The sequence below is a fragment of the Pirellulales bacterium genome, from assembly GCA_036499395.1.
In the GTDB taxonomy this organism is placed as follows: Bacteria; Planctomycetota; Planctomycetia; order Pirellulales; family JACPPG01; genus JACPPG01.
The window spans coordinates 341743-358988 of sequence record DASYDW010000063.1 but is presented as its reverse complement, the minus strand read 5'-3'; the positions used below and the strand labels follow the sequence as shown (position 1 = coordinate 358988).

Sequence of the window (17246 nt, the reverse complement as noted above, 5' to 3'; positions counted from 1 at the left end):
AAGTGGTTTTATCGCTCGATGATTCCACAATTTCACGGTATCGCGCCGCTCGGGACGCTTCAAGGCAAGCGACTTGGCGCGGTTCGACGATTTGCGGTCCGGTAGCCGCGCTTTTCGGAAATTTATTGGCCGATTTTCTTGGCCGCGCCGGTATTTCCACCTCGGTCCGCGCCGTCGGCGGTATGTGCTATCTTATTCGTAGAAACGGGCGTGACGGAGTGCGCCCTGGTATTTCGTGTGGTGTTGACGTGATCCATGGATGACAAGCAAACATTTCTGTCGCCCGACCTGGCTCACCGGCTGGCGGCGATCGATATCGGTACCAACAGCGTTCGGCTGATGATTGTCGAGCCGTTGCGAGACGGTACCTACCGCATTCTCGACGAAGAGAAAGAGACGACGCGGCTGGGGCGAAACCTGGCCAAGACGAAGCGGCTCGATCCCGTGGCTGTGGAAGAGTCGCTCAATGCCTTGCGGCGGATGAAGCAGATTGCCGCCGGCTTTCAGGCCCGCGAGGTGCGCGTGATCGCGACGTGCGCCGTGCGCGAGGCCAAGGACGGCCAGGAATTCTGCCGCCGGGCCAAAGAAGAAATCGGCCTGGACGTCGAGGTCATCAGCGGCGAGCAAGAAGGGCGACTGGCTTTTTACAGTGTCGCACGCAACTTCCCGCTGGCAGGCAAGAACGTGGCGATCGCCGACATCGGCGGCGGAAGCACCGAGATCATTTTGGCCTCGGGCGACATGATCGAAGCGATCTATACGACGCCGCTCGGCGCCGTGCGCCTGACCGACGAATTCTTGGGGGGCGGCGATGTGCAGCTCGACGATTTCGAGCGCCTGCTCGATTCGATCGACCGCAAGCTGCGCCGCGAGATCAAGAAACGCTTCTTCGTGCCGCACATCTTGATCGGCTCGGGCGGAACTTTCACGACGCTGGCAGAAATGGTGATGGCCACCAAAGGGCAGAACGGTCTGCCGCTGCGCGGGTACGAGGTGACGCACGCCGAGGTGCGGCATCTGCTCGATCGGTTACGTAAGATGCCGGCCAAGGCGCGGCGCAATGTGACCGGGCTCAGCTCCGATCGCGCCGACATCATCGTGGCCGGCATCGCGATCATCGACCGGCTGATGCGTCGCTTCAAAGTGAATCGACTGCAGGTACACAACCGCGGCATCCGCGACGGCCTGGTGCTGACGATGATCGATTCGACGCTGGGCACCACGAGCCAGGACCCGCACGATCAGGACCTGGCGATCGAGCGCTTCGCCGCGGGTTGCGGTGTCGACCTCGCACATGGTCGACAAGTGGCGCGGCTGGCCGGCTCGATCTTCGCGCAATTGGCCGAGCACTATCAATTGCGGGCTGAAGATCGACCACTATTGGAAGCGGCCGCGCGCATGCAAGATGTGGGCTACTTGATCGATTATGACAAGCATCACAAGCACAGCTACCACCTGATTCTCAATAGCCGACTGGCTGGATTTCCGCCGCAGGAACTGGAGTTGATCGCCAACATCGCGCGCTATCATCGCGGCGGAAAACCGAAGGCCAAGCACGCCAATTACGATCGGCTGCCGGCCGCGGATCAGGAGCGGGTGCGCCGGCTGGCCGCCATCTTGCGTATCGCCGGCGGATTGGATCGCAGCCATAGCCGTGTCGTGCGCGACGTGGAAATCAAGTTCAGCCCGCGCGCGATCACGATGAACGTCATCGCGGACGAATTGCCCGAGGTCGACCTGTGGGGGGCGCGGCGGCGGTGCGATTTCTTCGAATGGGTATTCGACATTCCCCTGCGCGTCGAGTGGCACGACCCGGCGGCGCCGCATGCGCCAGGCGAAGTGAATGGCACTACATCGAATGGCGCAGAAGGCATCGAAAAGGCCTCGCTATCCGACCGTGGCTGAGCAAGCTGTCGTGGAGAGAGCCAGGTATGCCCCAGCCTGATACCGATCCTACGCGACGCTTCAGCACACGCGTCGAGAATTATGTGCGCTATCGGCCTGGTTATCCGGCCAAAGTGTTGCGGATTCTAAGCGAGGAAACGGGCTTTTCGTCGGCTGCCGTCGTGGCCGATATCGGCGCCGGGACAGGAATATCGACGAAGCTGTTTCTCGACCACGGCAACACCGTCTTTGCCGTTGAACCAAATGACGCGATGCGGACGGCGGCGGAATCTTTGCTCGGCACAGAACCGCAGTTCCACTCGATTGCCGGCACGGCCGAGCAGACGACACTCGCCGATCGCAGCGTCGACTATGTGGTCGCGGGACAGGCATTTCATTGGTTCGACGTCGCCGGCGCGCGGTGCGAGTGCCAACGCATCCTGCGGTCTGGCGGTTGGGCCGTGCTGATGTGGAACACGCGCAAGACCGACACCACCCCGTTCCTGCGCAGCTACGAAAAGCTGCTAATCGACTTTGGCACTGATTATGCCGAGGTGAATCACGCCAACGTCAGTGCCTTGGCGCTTGAGAGCTTCTTCGGCGGTCGGCCGCACTATCGCGCGATTCCCAACGAGCAGGTATTCGACCTGGCCGGGCTCACCGGGCGGTTGCTTTCGTCGTCGTACGTTCCTTCGGTCGAAGACCCAAGGTATGAGCCGATGCTTGCGACACTGTCGCGACTCTTCGCCGAGCATCAGCAAGACGGGCACGTGCGCTTCGAATATGACACCGAGTTGTACTTCGGGCAGATATAGATCCCCTCATGGCTGAATTCGTTCCGCTGACGCCGGGTACCCATCGCCGCACGATCAACGTTGACGGTCGCGAGCGAACTTATCTGCTGCATGCCCCGCCGTCGTACGATGCCGGCCGGACGTATCCGCTGCTGCTGGCCTTTCACGGCGGAGCGACCGACGCGGCTTTCATGGCTCGCTTCTGCGGGCTAAACGAAAAGAGTGACGAGGCGGGGTTTCTCGTCATTTATCCGAACGGCACCGGCGAAGTGTCGCGACTGCTAACCTGGAACGCAGGCAATTGCTGCGGCTATGCCCGTCGGCAGAATATTGATGATGTTCAGTTCGTCAATGCGATACTCGATGAGGCATCGCGCAGCGCGGCGATCGACGAGCGGCGCATCTACGCCACGGGCATGTCGAACGGCGCCATGATGAGTTACCGCTTGGCGGCCGAATTGTCGGAGAGGATCGCGGCCATCGCGCCCGTGGCCGGGACGATGGCACTCGACGCCTTTGCCCCTGACCGGCCGGTTCCGGTGATTCATTTTCATGGCACCGAGGACGATTACGTGCCGTTCGACGGCGGTCGCGGACCACTCAGCCTGTCGCAGAATCATTTCGCGTCTGTTGCCGAGTCGATCCGCCGCTGGGCGGATTTCAACGGCTGCCGTCCTGATCCGACGATTACTGATCTGCCCAATGTCGCGGCCGACGGCCTGGCGATCGAATGCCGCGAATACACGGGGGGCCGTGACGGAACCGAGGTCGTGCTTTACGTTGTCGCCGGTGGGGGACACACTTGGCCGGGGCGCGAATCGCGCATCACAGCACTCGGCCCTTCGACCTTGAGCATCTCGGCCAATGACCTGATGTGGGAGTTTTTTGTAAGGCACCCGCTGCGTTAAGCGGTCGGTCGCTGTTTCACTTCGGCCCACCGGGGAACCGGTGCCCCGTGATTTCCATGGGGAAGGCGTAAACGCCGGTGCGGGCTGTGACGTACAGGGTCTTCAGGTCCTTGCCGCCAAATTCGCAGTTCGACGGAGTCTTCGGCACCTTGATCGTGCCCAGCAGTTTGCCGGCCGGGTCAAAGACTTGTACACCGGTCGCCGCGGCGATGTAAAGATTGCCTCGTGCGTCGACCGCGCAGCCATCGCCACCGCCCCCCTTTTTGCCCTCCGGTTGCTCGATGGTGCAGAAGACGCGGCCCGGCCCAAGCTTGCCCGGCGCGGTCACGGGATAAGCCATCATCTGCTCGCGCAAGAAGGGGATCACATACAGTGTCTTCTCGTCAGGCGAGAGGATGATGCCGTTCGGAAAGATTAAGTCATCGATCAGTCGTGTCAGCTTACCGTCGACCGTGACGTAGAAGACTCCGGCGACCGGCTGGTTCGCCTTGCCGTCGAGCGCGGAGCTGGGATCGGTGAAATAGGCGCCTCCGGTGGCGTCGACGACCAGATCGTTGGGGCGATTCAGTGCCTTGCCGTCGTACTTATCGGCCAGTACTCGTTCTTTCTTGGTCTTTGGATTCCACACCACCAGCCCGTTCTTCTGGCAGCTTACGATTTCGCCGGCAGCGTTGAACATCAACCCGTTCGCGCCGTTCGATTCGTCGCGAAAGACCGAGGATGTATAGTCGGGTCCGATCTTGTAAATCTTTTGCACCGGCACGTCGGTGAAGTAAACGACGCCGTCGCGATCCGTGGCAGGTCCTTCGGTGAACTTGAACGTGCCGGCAATTTCCTTCGCGGGACCGGTCGGGCCGATACCGGGAATGGGGGCGTCGGCCGCAGCGGCTGACATGCCGGTGGCCGCAGCAATGATGACGACGGTTGCCGCAATGATCGATAAGCAGCGCAAGGTGCGTTCGAGTTGTCGAGCCTGGGTGCGAATGTCCATGGCAGAAGTATCCCCTGTAGAAGTGTCGAGCCGGCCAACCAGAAATGGCGTGCCCGCAAGAATACCCGAAACGCACGCGGTTCGCGACGCACCGCGACCCTAGTCGTCCAGCTCGTCGGCCAGGCGTTCGACCGCGGCGTGCGCTTTTTCGCCATGATGCTCTTCGAAGCGGTGTTCGTACACCTTGCGTCCGAATTTGAAGAACAAGGCCGGCGTGACGATTTGATCCATCAATGTCGAGCTGATGAGCCCGCCCATGACGACGACGGCCAACGGATGCAGAATTTCCTTGCCAGTCTGGCCGGCGCCCATCGCCAGGGGAACCAGCCCAATCGTGGCTGTGAGCGCGGTCATCAGCACGGGGGCCAAACGCTCGAGGCTGCCGCGGATGATCATCTTTTCGTCGAAGTGCTCTCCTTCGAACTGCATCAGGTGAATGTAATGCGAGATCATCATGATGCCGTTGCGATTGACGATGCCGATCAGCGTGATGAAACCGACCCAGTGCGCAACCGACAGGCTGGTGGCTTGTATCCACACGTGCGGCCATTGCCAGAACGGGACGTCGTGCAACGCCTCGGCTGTTGGCCATTGCGTCAGCAGTAGTGCCAGCACGGCGCCGATCGCCGCGAGCGGAATGTTGACCATTACCTGTAGGGCCGCGCGCCACGAGCCGAGGCATTTCACCAGCAGCATGAACACACCAGCCACGGCGACGCATCCTAGAATTAGCAGTCGCAGGTTGGCTTCTTGCTGCGCCTCGAATTGCCCACCGTATTCCACGAAGTAACCGGCCGACAAGTTAGGCAGCACTTTGGCGCTGACACCCTCTTGAATGTCGTGAACGACGCCGACCAGGTCGCGGCCCGCCACGTTGGCCATGACTACGATCCGGCGCACCACGTTCTCGCGATTGATCGTGTTCGGCCCCGTGGTTTGCACGACTTCGGCGACGGTACCGAGCGCTACGTGAGCGCCTGTGGGAGTGGTCAACAAGGTCGATCGCACCACGTCGACATCGTTGCGTGACTTTTCGTCGAACCAGACGACCAGGTCGAAGGTCCGTTGCCCTTCCAGCACCTGAGACACTTTGCGTCCTTGCAGGGCAGTTTCCAGGGCGTCTGCCACGTCGGCCGGCGACAATCCGTAGCGAACGGCATTTTCACGCAACACCGTGACGCGCACTTGCGGGATCTCGACCTGCGGCTCGATTTGCAAATCGACGATGCCGGGCACGTCTTGCATAATGCCGAAAATATCGCGCGCCTTGGCGCGCAAGACTTGTAAATCCGGGCCATAGAGTTTGACCGCGATTTGCGCGCGGATGCCGGACATGATGTGATCGAGCCGGTGAGAAATCGGCTGGCCGATGTTGTAAACCACGCCAGGCACCTGCGAGAGACGCGTGCGGATATCGGCCAGCACCTCCTCGCGCGGGCGACCTTGCTCGTTCACACCCAACACGGCCACACCAGGAATGGCCCGTAGGACGGCATAGAACAAGCCGGGCTTGGGTTGTTCATGCTCGATCAGGCCGACGTCGATTTCGGAGTAGTTCACATTCTCCGCGTGCTCGTCGAGCTCCGCGCGGCCGGTGCGCCGCGAGGTGTGCGTCACCTCGGGCACCTCGCGCAGCAGGTCCTCGGTGCGACGGCCCATGCGGTTGGATTCGTCCAGGCTAGTGGCGGGGGGCGTCGTTGCGCCGATCGTGAGCGAACCTTCGTTGAAGGGGGGCATAAATTCACCCCCCATGAACGCCACCGCCGCGACCGACAATGTGGCCAGCACGCCCGTTACAGCCAGCACAATGCCGGCATGTCGGAGCGTAATGTGCAGCACCTTCTCGTCGAGGCGTTTCAGCCAGCGCAACAGGACCGGATCGTGCGCATGCTCTAGGAACTTTGCCTTCGGCAGTAAGTACGAAGCCAGCACCGGCGTTACCGTCAGTGAAACGGCGAGCGATGCCAACAGGGTCAACAGATAAGACAGGCCCAAGGGGGCGAACATGCGCCCTTCGAGGCCGCCCAACGAAAACAGCGGCAGCACGACCAGCACCACGATCAACGTGGCGTAGACGATGCTATTGCGCACTTCGGCCGAGGCGAGAAAGATCACCTTGATCGGATTATCGGGCTTCGGCTTGGCGCGGTTTTCTTTTAAGCGTCGGTAGATGTTTTCGACGTCGACGATCGAATCGTCGACCAATTCGCCGATCGCCACGGCCAGTCCGCCCAGCGTCATCGTATTGATCGACAGGCCGCAGAAGTGGAACACTAGCGCCGTGACGATAATCGACAGCGGGATGGCAGTGAGTGTGATGGCGCTGGTGCGAAAGTTCCACAAGAACAAGAACAACACGACCACGACCCACACGGCGCCGTCGCGGATCGCCTCTTCGACGTTCTTGATCGCCACGTTGATGAAGTTCGCCTGTCGGAAGATGTTGGTTTCGACCTTCACATCCGCGGGCAGCGTGGCCTGGATATCTTCGAGCGTGGCGAGGATTTTTCGATCGAGCGTCAGCGTATCGGCGCCCGGCTGCTTCTGTACCGTAAGAATCACCGAGGGCTGGCTGTTGACGCTGCCATCGCCGCGTGCGAGCGGGCCACCATAGCGGACGTCCGCCACCTGGCGAACTGTGACCGCGACAGGATCTCCCTGGCGGACCACGGTGTTTTCCAGATCCTCGAGCGTGATGGCCCGCCCGACGATGCGGATCAACGACTCTTCACCGCCCGAAATCAAGAAGCCGCCGCCGGTCACGGCATTCGATTTCTCGACGGCTTGCGTCAACTCTTCGAGCGTGACGTTGTATTGGGCCAATCGTTCGGGCGAGGTGAGAACCTGAAACTGCTTGAGCGAGCCTCCCATCACCACGACTTGTGAGACGCCGTTTTGCGCGAGCAATCGCGGCCGGACTGACCAATCGGCCAGCGTGCGCAGCTCCATAGGGTCGGTGGCCCCCTCGCTGCGCATACCGATCAGCAGGATTTCGCCCATGATCGAGCTGATCGGCGCCATCAGCGGGTTCACGGCACGGGGCAGGCGCGGCCGGGCGAGTTGCAATTTTTCGTTGACGATCTGGCGGTCGACGTAGATGTCGGTTCCCCATTCGAACTCAACCCACACGATGCTGATGCCGATCCCGGAAGCCGACCGGACCCGCAGCACGTCGGTCGCCCCGTTGAGGACCGACTCAATCGGGAACGTAACCAGCGTTTCGACTTCCTCGGGCGCCAGGCCCGGCGCTTCGGTAAGGATCGTGACCGTGGGGCGATTCAGGTCGGGAAAGACGTCGATCGGCAAGCTCGAGGCCACATAACCGCCGTAGGCTAGCAGCACGACTGTGGCGGCCAGTACCAGGGCGCGGTTTTTCAGCGACATCGCAATGATGCGATTCAGCATCTGCCCCTCCCGCGTGACGCCGAATGATCCATGATTGTGCGAAAATTCCTCATGGCGATGTCACCTTGTGCGCGCTGTGCGATTCCGTTCGTGACGCACCGTCGGCCGCGGTTTCCTGTAGGGAAGCTTTGGGCACGATGGACAGCCGGGCCAGCATCCCCTCTTTCAACTCGCCGCCGTGATTGTCAAGCTCGACCCAAACGCTCATCGCTCGGCCCCAGGCCGATAACGTGGGCGCTGCGCGATCGACGGTGCCGCGGGCCGCGAAGTTGGGATCGGCGGTGATGGCCACGGTCACCGGCTGACCGAGTCCGACCGCGACGGAGTCTTGTTCGTGAACGTAGCCACGCGCCACGACGCGCGAGTTGTCTTGAATCTCGAAGAGCTCGTCCTGCGGCCGCACGACCTGACCGATCGACAGATCAAAAAGTGTGATCCGGCCGTCAATCGGCGAGCGGATGGCGCTGGTCGTGCGAAAGTCCTCGGTGGCGACGGCCGTAATGTCCAACTGCGAGATCTGTTGTATTTCGTCAGCAGAAAGCCCCAACAACGAAAGCTTGTTCTTGAGGCTGGCAACCGTCGATTCCAGATTCTCGGTTTCGGATTGCGTCTCCCACAAATCTTTTTCCGCGATGCCACCATTGGTGGACAGACGCTTGTACTGATCCAGCAACTTGCGAGATAGCTTCAATTGAGATTTCGCGCGCAGCAGGTCGAGTTGCACGTTACGCAGTTCCAGGCTTTCCACCTCGGCCAGCACCTGACCAGCTTTCACCCGCTCGCCGTGTTCGACGAGTATGCGAGCGATACGCCCGGTGACGGTCGAATAGGCCATCGCCTTCTTGTCCGTGGGCAGTTCGATCTGCGCTTGGGCAATGATTTCATGCGGCTTCGAAGGAGATATTGTCGAGCGCGTGCCGGTTGTCGTGTTCGCGACGTTGCCCGTGCTTGATGTCGGCGTAGCGTACTCGGCCGGAAAGAGCGAAGCTAATTCGTGCTTGCCCGTAACGACGACCGGATCGCCGGGAAATACGCCGTCGAGAATCTCGACCATGTTGCCGCTACGCATGCCCAGCTTTACCGGTTGCCGCACGAAGGTGCCGGGACGTTCCTCGACGAGCACCCACGGTGAACCACCGGGATCGACGATTGCATCGTAAGGGCAGGCGATGGCTTCCGGCGCGACGTTCGCACGAATGCGCAGGCGGCAGAACGTCCCCTCGCGCAGCAGCTTCTCGTGATTGTCGACCTCGACATGCACGTGCAGGCTGCGCGACTCGGGATCGAGCTTCACGCCGACATGGTCGACCTCGCCCCTGAAAATTTTGTCCGGCAGTGCTTCGACCAGAATGTCGACGGGCTGCTTTTCGGCGACCGACGTACTATCAGTTTCCAGTACCTGGCCGTGTACCCAGACCGTATCGAGGTTGACGATCTCGTACACCTGTTGCCACGGCGAAACGACTTGCCCCACGCGAACGTTCGCCACAGAGACGACTCCCGCCAGCGGGCTGGTGATGGGAATCGTGCGAATCGGCTGCCGGGTGGATAGCACTTCGTCGATCATGCGACCGGTGAAGCCCAACGACATGAGCTTACGAATGGCGATGCCCCGTTCGGCGGCCCACTGGTCGCGCGTGGCCTGCGACTCGAGCACGCGCCGCTCCGAGATGCTGCCACTCGAGGCCAGCCCCCCGCGCTGCTCGAGCAATCGGCTGGCCAGCGTGAATTCGGTGGCCGCCTTCAACAGTTCGAGCTGCAACGTTTCGATCTCCTGGCTTTCGACCTCGGCCAGTGGCTGCCCTAGCTTGACGGTGTCACCCGGCTGGACCAGCACATCGGCAATGCGACCGGCGACAAGCGACGTGGCGAAAGCGTGCGTTCGCCAGGGAATCTCGACCGTGGCGTTGGCCATGATGTCGCGTTCCAAGTCGCGCAGATGCAGAACCGTTGTGGCGATACCGAGCGATTTTTCGGACTCGGGCGAAATCAGCAGCCGATCGCTGCGCACGGCCACGCCGCTGCTTGGCAAATTGTCATGCCCTCCGTGGGCCAATGCGATGTTTGTCGCTGCGACAACGCGCAGCAAGGCGACGGTCAGTACAAGTATTAAGGCTCTCATTCGTCGGTCCGTCGTCATGGTTGTGCCTCCTCGGCACGCGCGGATTCATGGACTGGTTGCGCCTCGGCCTCGCGCGTCGCAGGCACGCGCGCGGCGATCGCCTCGAGTCGAGCGAGCGGCGCCGCGGTGCTCTCTTCTAGCCGGGCCACATCGGGCGTTTCTTCTTTATCGATGGCGGCGTGGGCGATGTCGAACTGGGCGCGTAACTCGCGCCGGGCTAGGTTCACTTCCTCCCAATCGCCGCGGGGAACGCCGCTATCACGGGCGAGCACCATCAGCTTCGTAATCACGAGGTCCATTTCGTCCAGCGGGCGGTGTGCGTCATGCGCATGCTTGGAAATAATGGCCGAAAGGATCCGACGACGGTAATCACCAAGACGTTCGGTCGCGCCGCGGAAGTCGCGCGGCATATCGATATCGGCTTCGCTGAGCGGGGCTTCGTCATGATCGCCCTCCTCCCCCTCCTCGTGATCGTGATGTTCATGGCCGTGACTATCCTCGTCGTGGTGGCCGTGTTCGGCGTTAGCCGTCTCGCGCTTTGCGCAGCCTGTCCCCAGCAGGCCCAATGCCAACAGCGCGCACGCAGCCGCGACAGCAGTCTGGGACAGCAAGTTTCGGCCTAGGTAAACGGACATGATGAATCCGGCGTCGAACGCAAAGGATCGCGAACGGGTTAGGCACGTCACGGAGGAACGCACGGCGGCGCCGATTAACGTGGCGCCGTGAGCGGTCGGAAGCGCACAACAGCAATGCTGTCGCGCAGAGAGAATCAGGCCCGTAAAACGCCTGAGCGCTCGTGGCGCGCTAAATCACACAGCGGTGAGGCGTTCTGCCAATTGCATGGCGCGACGATCTGCTGGACGGGAGCCAGGGGCAGACTCATGGGCGCCGCGACCAAGGGGGCGATGCCGGTATCGGCCGGCAGACGTACGGCCGAATCGGTCAGATCATCCCCCATCAATCGCACTACCAGCATGTGCTCGCCGGGGGTGGGCTCGGAATTCGATTCCTCTTGCGTGGGCAAGGTGAACTGAAAGCCGAGCAGAAAGACATGCATGTGCAACGGCGCCGCCAGCCAGACGGCCGTATCGGATGCGGGTTCCTGAACGCCTAGCGTCGCGGTGTGGCGGACGTGGTGATGATCGTGCGGCGTTGATCCACCGGGATGCGCGTGTTGCAATCCGGTCGAAAAGCCCGCCGTAAACAGCAGGGCTACGCCGACCAATCTCGTGCAGCGTTCCATGGATCGCATGCGCATTATGCCGAGTCCCGGCAGGGGGCTAGCAGACTAGGGAAGGGAGCAGCTTCCGTTCTCTGTAAGTATACATGCTGTACCAGGTATCGACCAATCGCAGACTGGCTCGCAGCTTTGTCCATCGAGCGAGTTCTTAGGCGATGTTTCAGCCGATGGCGCTGGCATAAGGGGGGGTACGAGAGAGGGGGCCGCGGCCGCCAAGGTGACCATGATCCGGCCCGCGCCAGGCTGGATTTTGCGGTTGCCAGCACGTCCGGCGTCGTTTTTAATGTTCGGATGTTCAATCCCGTGGTCACGGGTTGGATCGCTCCGATTGTGCTGTTCACCAGAGCCGGCGCGGCGGTATCTGCGGCGAGGCCGATCGAGAGCAGTCGACGTTCTTCGCACACGGCATAGTCGCCCGCACAACACAATTCCATAAGGACAGGTCGAATCATGACGCCAGACGCATCCAAGAAGGCCCCGACCAAGACGGAAATTCTTACGTCGCTCGCCGAGAAGACGCAGTTGTCGAAGGGGCAGATCAGTGCCGTTTTCGACGCTTTGAGCGAGGAAATCGGCAGCGCCCTCGACGGTCCTGGTTCGTTCACGATTCCGGGTCTGGTGAAGATCGAGCGCAAGCACGTTCCGGCCAAGCCGGCTCGGACCGGCGTCCCCAACCCGTTCAAGCCGGGTGAAACGATGGACGTGCCGGCCAAGCCCGCCTCGACCAAGATCACGGTTCGCGCCCTGAAGCAATTGAAGGACATGGGCAAGTAGCCCACGGACTCGGTTGCCTTCGAGTTAGGCGGATCCAGATTCTTCCGGCACGGCTGGGCAATAGAGCGTGGCCACTAGCGCGTATAGATGCGCAACGCGCACCAGGTCGTCGATCGAAACCCACTCGTTTACGGTGTGCTGCCCGCCTGCGCGGGGGCCATGCGTGATCGCGGGGACGCGCGCTAGCGCCCAGAAGCTATTTCCGTCGTCGACGAATGGCTTCGCGCCGCGAGCGAGCGGCTGACCGCACTGCTCGACAAAGGCCCGTTGGAACGTCGTCACAAGCGGATCGTTAGTGTCGAGCATAAAGGCCCCCCGAACCGGTCGCCACTCGATATGAGCGGTCGTGCCGGTGCGGGCGGCAACGTCCGCCACGACAGCGCGAAACTCTCGTTCGACGGCAACTACATCCGTCTCCGGCAGCCAGCGCCGCGTCCCCTCGAGCCAGCATTCTTGCGGGTACTGGTTGTAGATCTCGCCGCTATGCACCTGGCCGACGAAGACCGTCTCGCAGTCTGCGACCGGATGTTTCTGTTGCGCTAGTCTCTCGGACAAACGCGCCAATGTGCTGATCAACTCGGCGCCGGCATTGATCACACTTGGCTCGTCCTGCGAACGCATCACCTCGTGTACAGGCGCGCCTGCGCGGCGCAGTGTGACCTTCCACGTGGCCGAACCGCGGCCGGCCGTGGGCAGAGCGCCTGAGAGTGGTTCCGGAATCAGCACGGCGTCACCATGAACACCGTTGGCGATCAGCGCGTTGAGCTGTTGTCCCAGTCCCCAGGGAGCTTCGTGCAAATCGTGCGCGACGAATAGGACGGCGCCGCCTGTTAAGCTGGCCGTGTCACGCAACACAAGTAGCGCCTCGACCGCGGCCGCCAGCCCTCCTTTCATGTCCGAGGCACCGCTGCCGGTTAAATTCCCGTCGATGATCGCCGGCGGCACGAAGGGCAAATGGACCGTATCGAGGTGGCCGTGGAATTGCAGAGTGCGACCAGGCCGCCCGCTGTCGAATCGAACGACCACGGCCGGCGCCGCCGCATGGTCCGCGATCGGCCGCTCAACTGTGAAGCCCTCGGCCTGGAGCAACTCGGCAAGGCAATTTGCTGCCTGGCCTGCGTCGCCGGTTGGACTTGGGACGGCCACGAGGCGCTGCGCGGTTTCGATCAACCGCTCGCGTATCACGGCGTCGCGCAACTTCTCGCTGACGTCGAGCGGCATTCTTGATCGCTCCCTTTGGGACTTCGTGTTCACGGCATGCGCGATAGATGTTTACGTGTCGCTACAGCTTACCTGGGCGGCAAATCATGCCCGGCCGCCATGCTAGCAAATTTTGTTCTCATGGGACGCCGATCCAATTCAACAGGGAGCGCCCCGCGCGGCACTCATTAGCACGCGCGGTGGCAGCCTTTGGCCTCCAGAGCAGACGGGCAAGCATGCACTACCTGACCAGGATCGACACTCTCTTGGAGATCGGGTTAGCGGTCGCGGCGATCGCGATCGGTGTCGGCGTTCGCGGTGTCTACTCCGTCGCTGCGATATCGCGACGCGAGCGCAGCAATCAGGCCACGACCGAATTGCCGATCGACACCGCTGGGCCGACGCGAAAACAAGCAAACGCCCCCCAGGAGAAGCGGCGCAAGGCTGCTTAACCGCTTCGGGATCTGATCGGTCGCGCTTGCGCATCTGAGGCGCAGTTTTAGCCGAGCTGCTGCGCGGTCCGTGGCCGCGCTGGGGATACTTCCCGACCTGTTAGCTAAAGAAGCCGCGCTTGCCGAACGAAGCGACCGCGTCTGCTTCACTGTTCGAGATATCGAACAGCTTGGTGAGGTTCGTGATCTTGAAGACCTCGAGCAGGTTGGGCGAGATGTTGCAGAACTTCAAGACGATCTTGTCGTTCTTGCACTTCTTGTGCAGCGGCAACAGCTTGCCGAGCATCGCCGACGACATGAATTTCACGCCCTGGAAATTGATCAGCAGCTTGCGATTTCCAGACGCCTCGAGGGCGACGTCATTAAATTCGTGCCCGATTTTCTCGATCACGTTTCCGTCCGTCAGCGTTCCTTCCTGGAAATAGACAACTAACACCTCGCCTAGGTCTTGCAGCCGCAGGTGTGCGTAATTCACAGAAGGTTGCTCCCCGTGGTGGATGCAGATGGCCGTTGAATCGGAATGGCTATTTACGGAGGAAAGTTGCTTAACGCGAGTTCCAAAGCGCCTTGTCGGAAATATCCTTGCGGCACCAGGCGCCGTCCCAGCGGATGGCCTTCACCGCGGTGTAAGCGTTCAGCTTGGCGGCAGGAATCGTGGTGCCGAGCGCCGTTACGGACAGGACGCGACCACCGTCGGTGACGACTTGCCCGTCGAGCATGGTCGTGCCGGCATGAAAGACCTGGACGTCCTTCAGGCGCGCCGCTTCGTCCAAGCCGCGGATCGGTTTGTGCCGCGCGTACTTGCCGGGATAACCTTCGCTGGCCATGACGACGCACACCGCGGGGCGAGGGTCCCATTCCAAGGGGGCGATTTCGTCCAAACGTCCTTCGGTCGTCGCCAATAGCACTTCGAGCAGGTCTGTCTTCAACCGCATCAACAGCGGCTGGCATTCGGGATCGCCAAAGCGAACGTTGTATTCCAGGACCTTGGCGCCCTGGTTCGTCAGCATGATCCCGGCATACAGCACGCCGCGAAACGGCCGCCGGGCACGCTTCATCGCATGAACTGTCGGCACCAGTACGTGCTCTTCGATGCGCGCGAGCATCTCATCGCTCACGACAGGTGCCGGGCAATAGGCGCCCATGCCGCCGGTATTGGGACCGGTATCGCCGTCGTGAGCGCGCTTGTGATCTTGTGTGGGTGGCAGCGTGACGATCGTTTGCCCATCGGTGATCGCCAGGACGCTCGCCTCTTCGCCGTCGAGGCGCTCTTCGATCACGATCTGGTCGCCGGCGGTGCCAAACTCACGCTTGCGCCCGATGCGGTCGACGGCCTCGAGCGCCTCGGTACGGCCGGCGCACACGATCACGCCCTTACCAGCCGCGAGACCGTCGGCCTTCACGACCACCGGCACATCCTCGCGATCTTTCAGGAACGTGATGGCACTGTCGGCATTGCGGAAGACGCGATAATCGCCCGTGGGGACGTCAGCATGACGTAGCAAGTTCTTGCAGAAGACCTTGCTCCCTTCGAGCTCGGCGGCGGCCTTGGTGGGGCCGAAAATTCGCAACTTCTCGGCGACGAACGCATCGACGATGCCCAGCGTCAAAGGCCCTTCGGGGCCGACGACGGTGAGTCCAATGTCGTTCTGCTTCGCGAATTTGATGAGTCGCGGAAAATCGGTGGGGCTGATGTCGACGTTCTCGGCAATACCGGCCGTGCCTGCGTTGCCCGGCGTGACGAAAATCCGATCGACGTGCGGACTTTGAGCGAGTTTCCAGACTAGCGCGTGTTCGCGCCCGCCGCTACCGATCACCAAGAGCTTCATAGCCGGTGCACCAGGATTAAAGCCACTGAACGATGTTGCACCTGCGCATGCGCCACCGGTGGCGATTCTAGCGCTTTGACCCATTGCACACAAGCTGCCGGAACGGCCGCGAATCGCGAAAAAACGCCACCGCGGCGCCTATTGGCATTCTTTCTACGCAGCCCAACTACCGAATCGTTCGCGCGGCGGAACAGGCGTCGTATTCGATAGTCGCCGGCTCGCGCGATGGCCGTTATTGGCCTATCGCGCCGCAGCCGCGCAGAGTTCGCGAATGCCTGAGAAGACCTGCAGGTAAGTTTCCAGTGGCAGACCGTCGACCGTGGCTTCAGGCCGGCCTGTTACGCCGTCCACAGCGCCAGCATCGCGGACCAACCGCTCGATCAACTCGCGCAGGCAGGATTCGTCCCACGCCGTTGGTATCTCGGCGCCTCGCAGCGGAATCATGGCCAGAGCCAAAGCATAGGCCGCCCAGTCGCTAACGCCCGCCAACAGCGTGTAATCGGTGGCGACACGGCAGGGGACCAGTCCGCCGGGACCGACGATGATGGCCTGACGCAGCGTTTCCCAGGGGATCGTGCCCATGCCGATTTCGTTGCCGCCGTCGCCGATGCCGATCGTGGTGATGTGCGGATGGAACTCGGCGATCAATTCGAACAGTCGGTGCGCGCGACCGGTCCAAGCGTCGATTGGGCTGCCCCGCATGTTATGGCAAACGTCCCGGCTTGCCGTGGGTACCGCGCTCTCGAAATTCGCTAGCGGCGGCGGCGCGTTCCGCTTTTGAGCAAGAAACGAGCGCTCGGTATGACTTGGCCCGACGTGTTCAATCGAGATCAGATGCGATAGCCGGCTGCCAAGGTCCGATCGCAAGAAGTCTTCGCTCCAGCGGTCCGCCTGCGGGGTGATCGTTGTGGCATTCGACGCGGCGGCCGGAGCGATTTCCTCCAGCGGAAAGTCTCGAACGATGCTGCGTGGCAGGCCCAAGAAATCGCAGCCCACCTCAAGTAGCGGCGTCGCATAGCGATCCGCGATCAGGGCCACTTCTATCCCCAGTAGGTTCAGCGTGCGGGCAAGCAGAAGCGCGCCCGGCGGGCCATCGGTTTCCGCCGCCGGGGGGCTGGCACCTGAAATGCAGAAACCGGTCACGATTCCGACGGCGGTAGCGCGGGCGGCCAGCTCCTGGGCGGCCACCATCAGTTGGCCGGCACAAAGCGGCGATCCGGCGACGGTAAAGCTGGCAACCCCGCGGCGCGCAGGGTCGCGACGAACCAAGGCTTCGAGCGACGGCCAGGCGAGACGTTGTGCTGACGACAAGGGGGGAGCGGGGGGGGTAAGGAAACGGGGCGGAAGGCCGAAGTGCCGAAGCAAAGGGGATACCTGCAAACCGCGCTGCTGGCAACTCTTGAAACGACCGCTATTCTATCCGGATCGAGGCTAGCGGAATCAGATTTCCCCGCCGTCGTTTGCTTCGCCATTTTCTCAGGTTGGCGAGGCGGGCATTCTCGGCGAGGGTAGTTGACAATCGTGCAGGTTAGGATAGAAATTAATGCGGGGAGTTCGTGAAAAATGTCACAAGACCCCTTCTTGGCCCTCGCATTGAGCCGTAAATTGCTTTTTCATAGCCCTTTGCAGCGTTTGATCGATCAGGGC

At 61.6% G+C, this 17246-nt stretch carries 14 protein-coding genes; 5 read left to right on the top strand and 9 right to left on the bottom strand.

Annotated elements, in window-relative coordinates:
- The first annotated feature begins 255 nt into the window (after window positions 1-255).
- The 3 genes from VGN12_10770 to VGN12_10760 are packed head-to-tail and all read left to right on the top strand — an operon-like array spanning window position 256 to window position 3586.
- Window positions 256-1905 carry a Ppx/GppA phosphatase family protein gene (locus VGN12_10770; GenBank protein ID HEY4309924.1) on the top strand — a complete coding sequence of 550 codons (1650 nt, stop codon included), beginning with the start codon at window positions 256-258 and terminating at the stop codon, window positions 1903-1905.
- Window positions 1906-1931: 26 nt separating this feature from the next.
- A complete protein-coding gene (locus VGN12_10765; protein HEY4309923.1) occupies window positions 1932-2699 on the top strand; it encodes a class I SAM-dependent methyltransferase in 768 nt (255 codons plus the stop codon).
- 8 nt (window positions 2700-2707) lie between these two features.
- Complete coding sequence (locus VGN12_10760) at window positions 2708-3586, top strand: PHB depolymerase family esterase (GenBank protein ID HEY4309922.1); 879 nt, start codon at window positions 2708-2710, stop codon at window positions 3584-3586.
- A gap of 16 nt (window positions 3587-3602) precedes the next feature.
- On the opposite strand, the gene VGN12_10755 is transcribed toward VGN12_10760, so the two are convergent.
- The 5 genes from VGN12_10755 to VGN12_10735 form a co-directional block, all read right to left on the bottom strand.
- Window positions 3603-4577, bottom strand: coding sequence for an SMP-30/gluconolactonase/LRE family protein (locus VGN12_10755; GenBank protein ID HEY4309921.1), 975 nt, complete (start codon window positions 4575-4577; stop codon window positions 3603-3605).
- A gap of 99 nt (window positions 4578-4676) precedes the next feature.
- Complete coding sequence (locus VGN12_10750) at window positions 4677-7982, bottom strand: efflux RND transporter permease subunit (GenBank protein ID HEY4309920.1); 3306 nt, start codon at window positions 7980-7982, stop codon at window positions 4677-4679.
- 49 nt (window positions 7983-8031) lie between these two features.
- A complete protein-coding gene (locus VGN12_10745) occupies window positions 8032-10122 on the bottom strand; it encodes an efflux RND transporter periplasmic adaptor subunit (GenBank protein ID HEY4309919.1) in 2091 nt (696 codons plus the stop codon).
- Entirely contained in the window at window positions 10119-10739 is a 621-nt protein-coding gene (locus tag VGN12_10740) for a hypothetical protein (GenBank protein HEY4309918.1), read from the bottom strand. Before VGN12_10740 ends, VGN12_10745 begins: the two co-directional genes overlap by 4 nt.
- A 134-nt stretch (window positions 10740-10873) precedes the next feature.
- On the bottom strand, window positions 10874-11362 hold the full coding sequence (locus VGN12_10735; protein HEY4309917.1) for a hypothetical protein: 489 nt from the start codon (window positions 11360-11362) through the stop codon (window positions 10874-10876).
- A gap of 432 nt (window positions 11363-11794) precedes the next feature.
- Between VGN12_10735 and VGN12_10730 the strand changes: the two genes are divergently transcribed.
- A complete protein-coding gene (locus tag VGN12_10730; protein HEY4309916.1) occupies window positions 11795-12118 on the top strand; it encodes an HU family DNA-binding protein in 324 nt (107 codons plus the stop codon).
- A 24-nt stretch (window positions 12119-12142) separates the two neighbouring features.
- Here VGN12_10730 and VGN12_10725 read toward each other — a convergent pair whose 3' ends face one another.
- Window positions 12143-13339: a M20/M25/M40 family metallo-hydrolase gene (locus tag VGN12_10725; GenBank protein HEY4309915.1), complete on the bottom strand. Its 1197-nt coding sequence runs from the start codon at window positions 13337-13339 to the stop codon at window positions 12143-12145.
- Between the two features lie 215 nt (window positions 13340-13554).
- Between VGN12_10725 and VGN12_10720 the strand changes: the two genes are divergently transcribed.
- Window positions 13555-13770 (top strand): hypothetical protein, encoded by a 216-nt coding sequence (locus VGN12_10720; protein HEY4309914.1) that lies wholly within the window; start codon window positions 13555-13557, stop codon window positions 13768-13770.
- A 100-nt stretch (window positions 13771-13870) separates the two neighbouring features.
- Here VGN12_10720 and VGN12_10715 read toward each other — a convergent pair whose 3' ends face one another.
- The 3 genes from VGN12_10715 to VGN12_10705 form a co-directional block, all read right to left on the bottom strand.
- A complete protein-coding gene (locus VGN12_10715) occupies window positions 13871-14245 on the bottom strand; it encodes an STAS domain-containing protein (GenBank protein ID HEY4309913.1) in 375 nt (124 codons plus the stop codon).
- Window positions 14246-14315: 70 nt separating this feature from the next.
- Entirely contained in the window at window positions 14316-15599 is a 1284-nt protein-coding gene (gene purD / locus VGN12_10710; protein ID HEY4309912.1) for a phosphoribosylamine--glycine ligase, read from the bottom strand.
- A 240-nt stretch (window positions 15600-15839) separates the two neighbouring features.
- Window positions 15840-16910 (bottom strand): glutamate cyclase domain-containing protein, encoded by a 1071-nt coding sequence (locus tag VGN12_10705; protein ID HEY4309911.1) that lies wholly within the window; start codon window positions 16908-16910, stop codon window positions 15840-15842.
- Between the last annotated feature and the right edge of the window lie 336 nt (window positions 16911-17246).

Excerpts from the sequence above, each read along its gene's own strand:
- VGN12_10745 (HEY4309919.1), bottom strand. The coding sequence starts at position 10,122 with ATGACGACGGACCGACGAATGAGAGCCTTAATACTTGTACTGACCGTC.
- VGN12_10735 (HEY4309917.1), bottom strand. The coding sequence starts at position 11,362 with ATGCGCATGCGATCCATGGAACGCTGCACGAGATTGGTCGGCGTAGCC.
- VGN12_10755 (HEY4309921.1), bottom strand. The coding sequence starts at position 4,577 with ATGGACATTCGCACCCAGGCTCGACAACTCGAACGCACCTTGCGCTGC.
- VGN12_10750 (HEY4309920.1), bottom strand. The coding sequence starts at position 7,982 with ATGCTGAATCGCATCATTGCGATGTCGCTGAAAAACCGCGCCCTGGTA.
- VGN12_10740 (HEY4309918.1), bottom strand. The coding sequence starts at position 10,739 with ATGTCCGTTTACCTAGGCCGAAACTTGCTGTCCCAGACTGCTGTCGCG.
- VGN12_10730 (HEY4309916.1), top strand. The coding sequence starts at position 11,795 with ATGACGCCAGACGCATCCAAGAAGGCCCCGACCAAGACGGAAATTCTT.
- VGN12_10765 (HEY4309923.1), top strand. The coding sequence starts at position 1,932 with ATGCCCCAGCCTGATACCGATCCTACGCGACGCTTCAGCACACGCGTC.
- VGN12_10760 (HEY4309922.1), top strand. The coding sequence starts at position 2,708 with ATGGCTGAATTCGTTCCGCTGACGCCGGGTACCCATCGCCGCACGATC.
- VGN12_10770 (HEY4309924.1), top strand. The coding sequence starts at position 256 with ATGGATGACAAGCAAACATTTCTGTCGCCCGACCTGGCTCACCGGCTG.
- VGN12_10720 (HEY4309914.1), top strand. The coding sequence starts at position 13,555 with ATGCACTACCTGACCAGGATCGACACTCTCTTGGAGATCGGGTTAGCG.
- VGN12_10725 (HEY4309915.1), bottom strand. The coding sequence starts at position 13,339 with ATGCCGCTCGACGTCAGCGAGAAGTTGCGCGACGCCGTGATACGCGAG.
- purD (HEY4309912.1), bottom strand. The coding sequence starts at position 15,599 with ATGAAGCTCTTGGTGATCGGTAGCGGCGGGCGCGAACACGCGCTAGTC.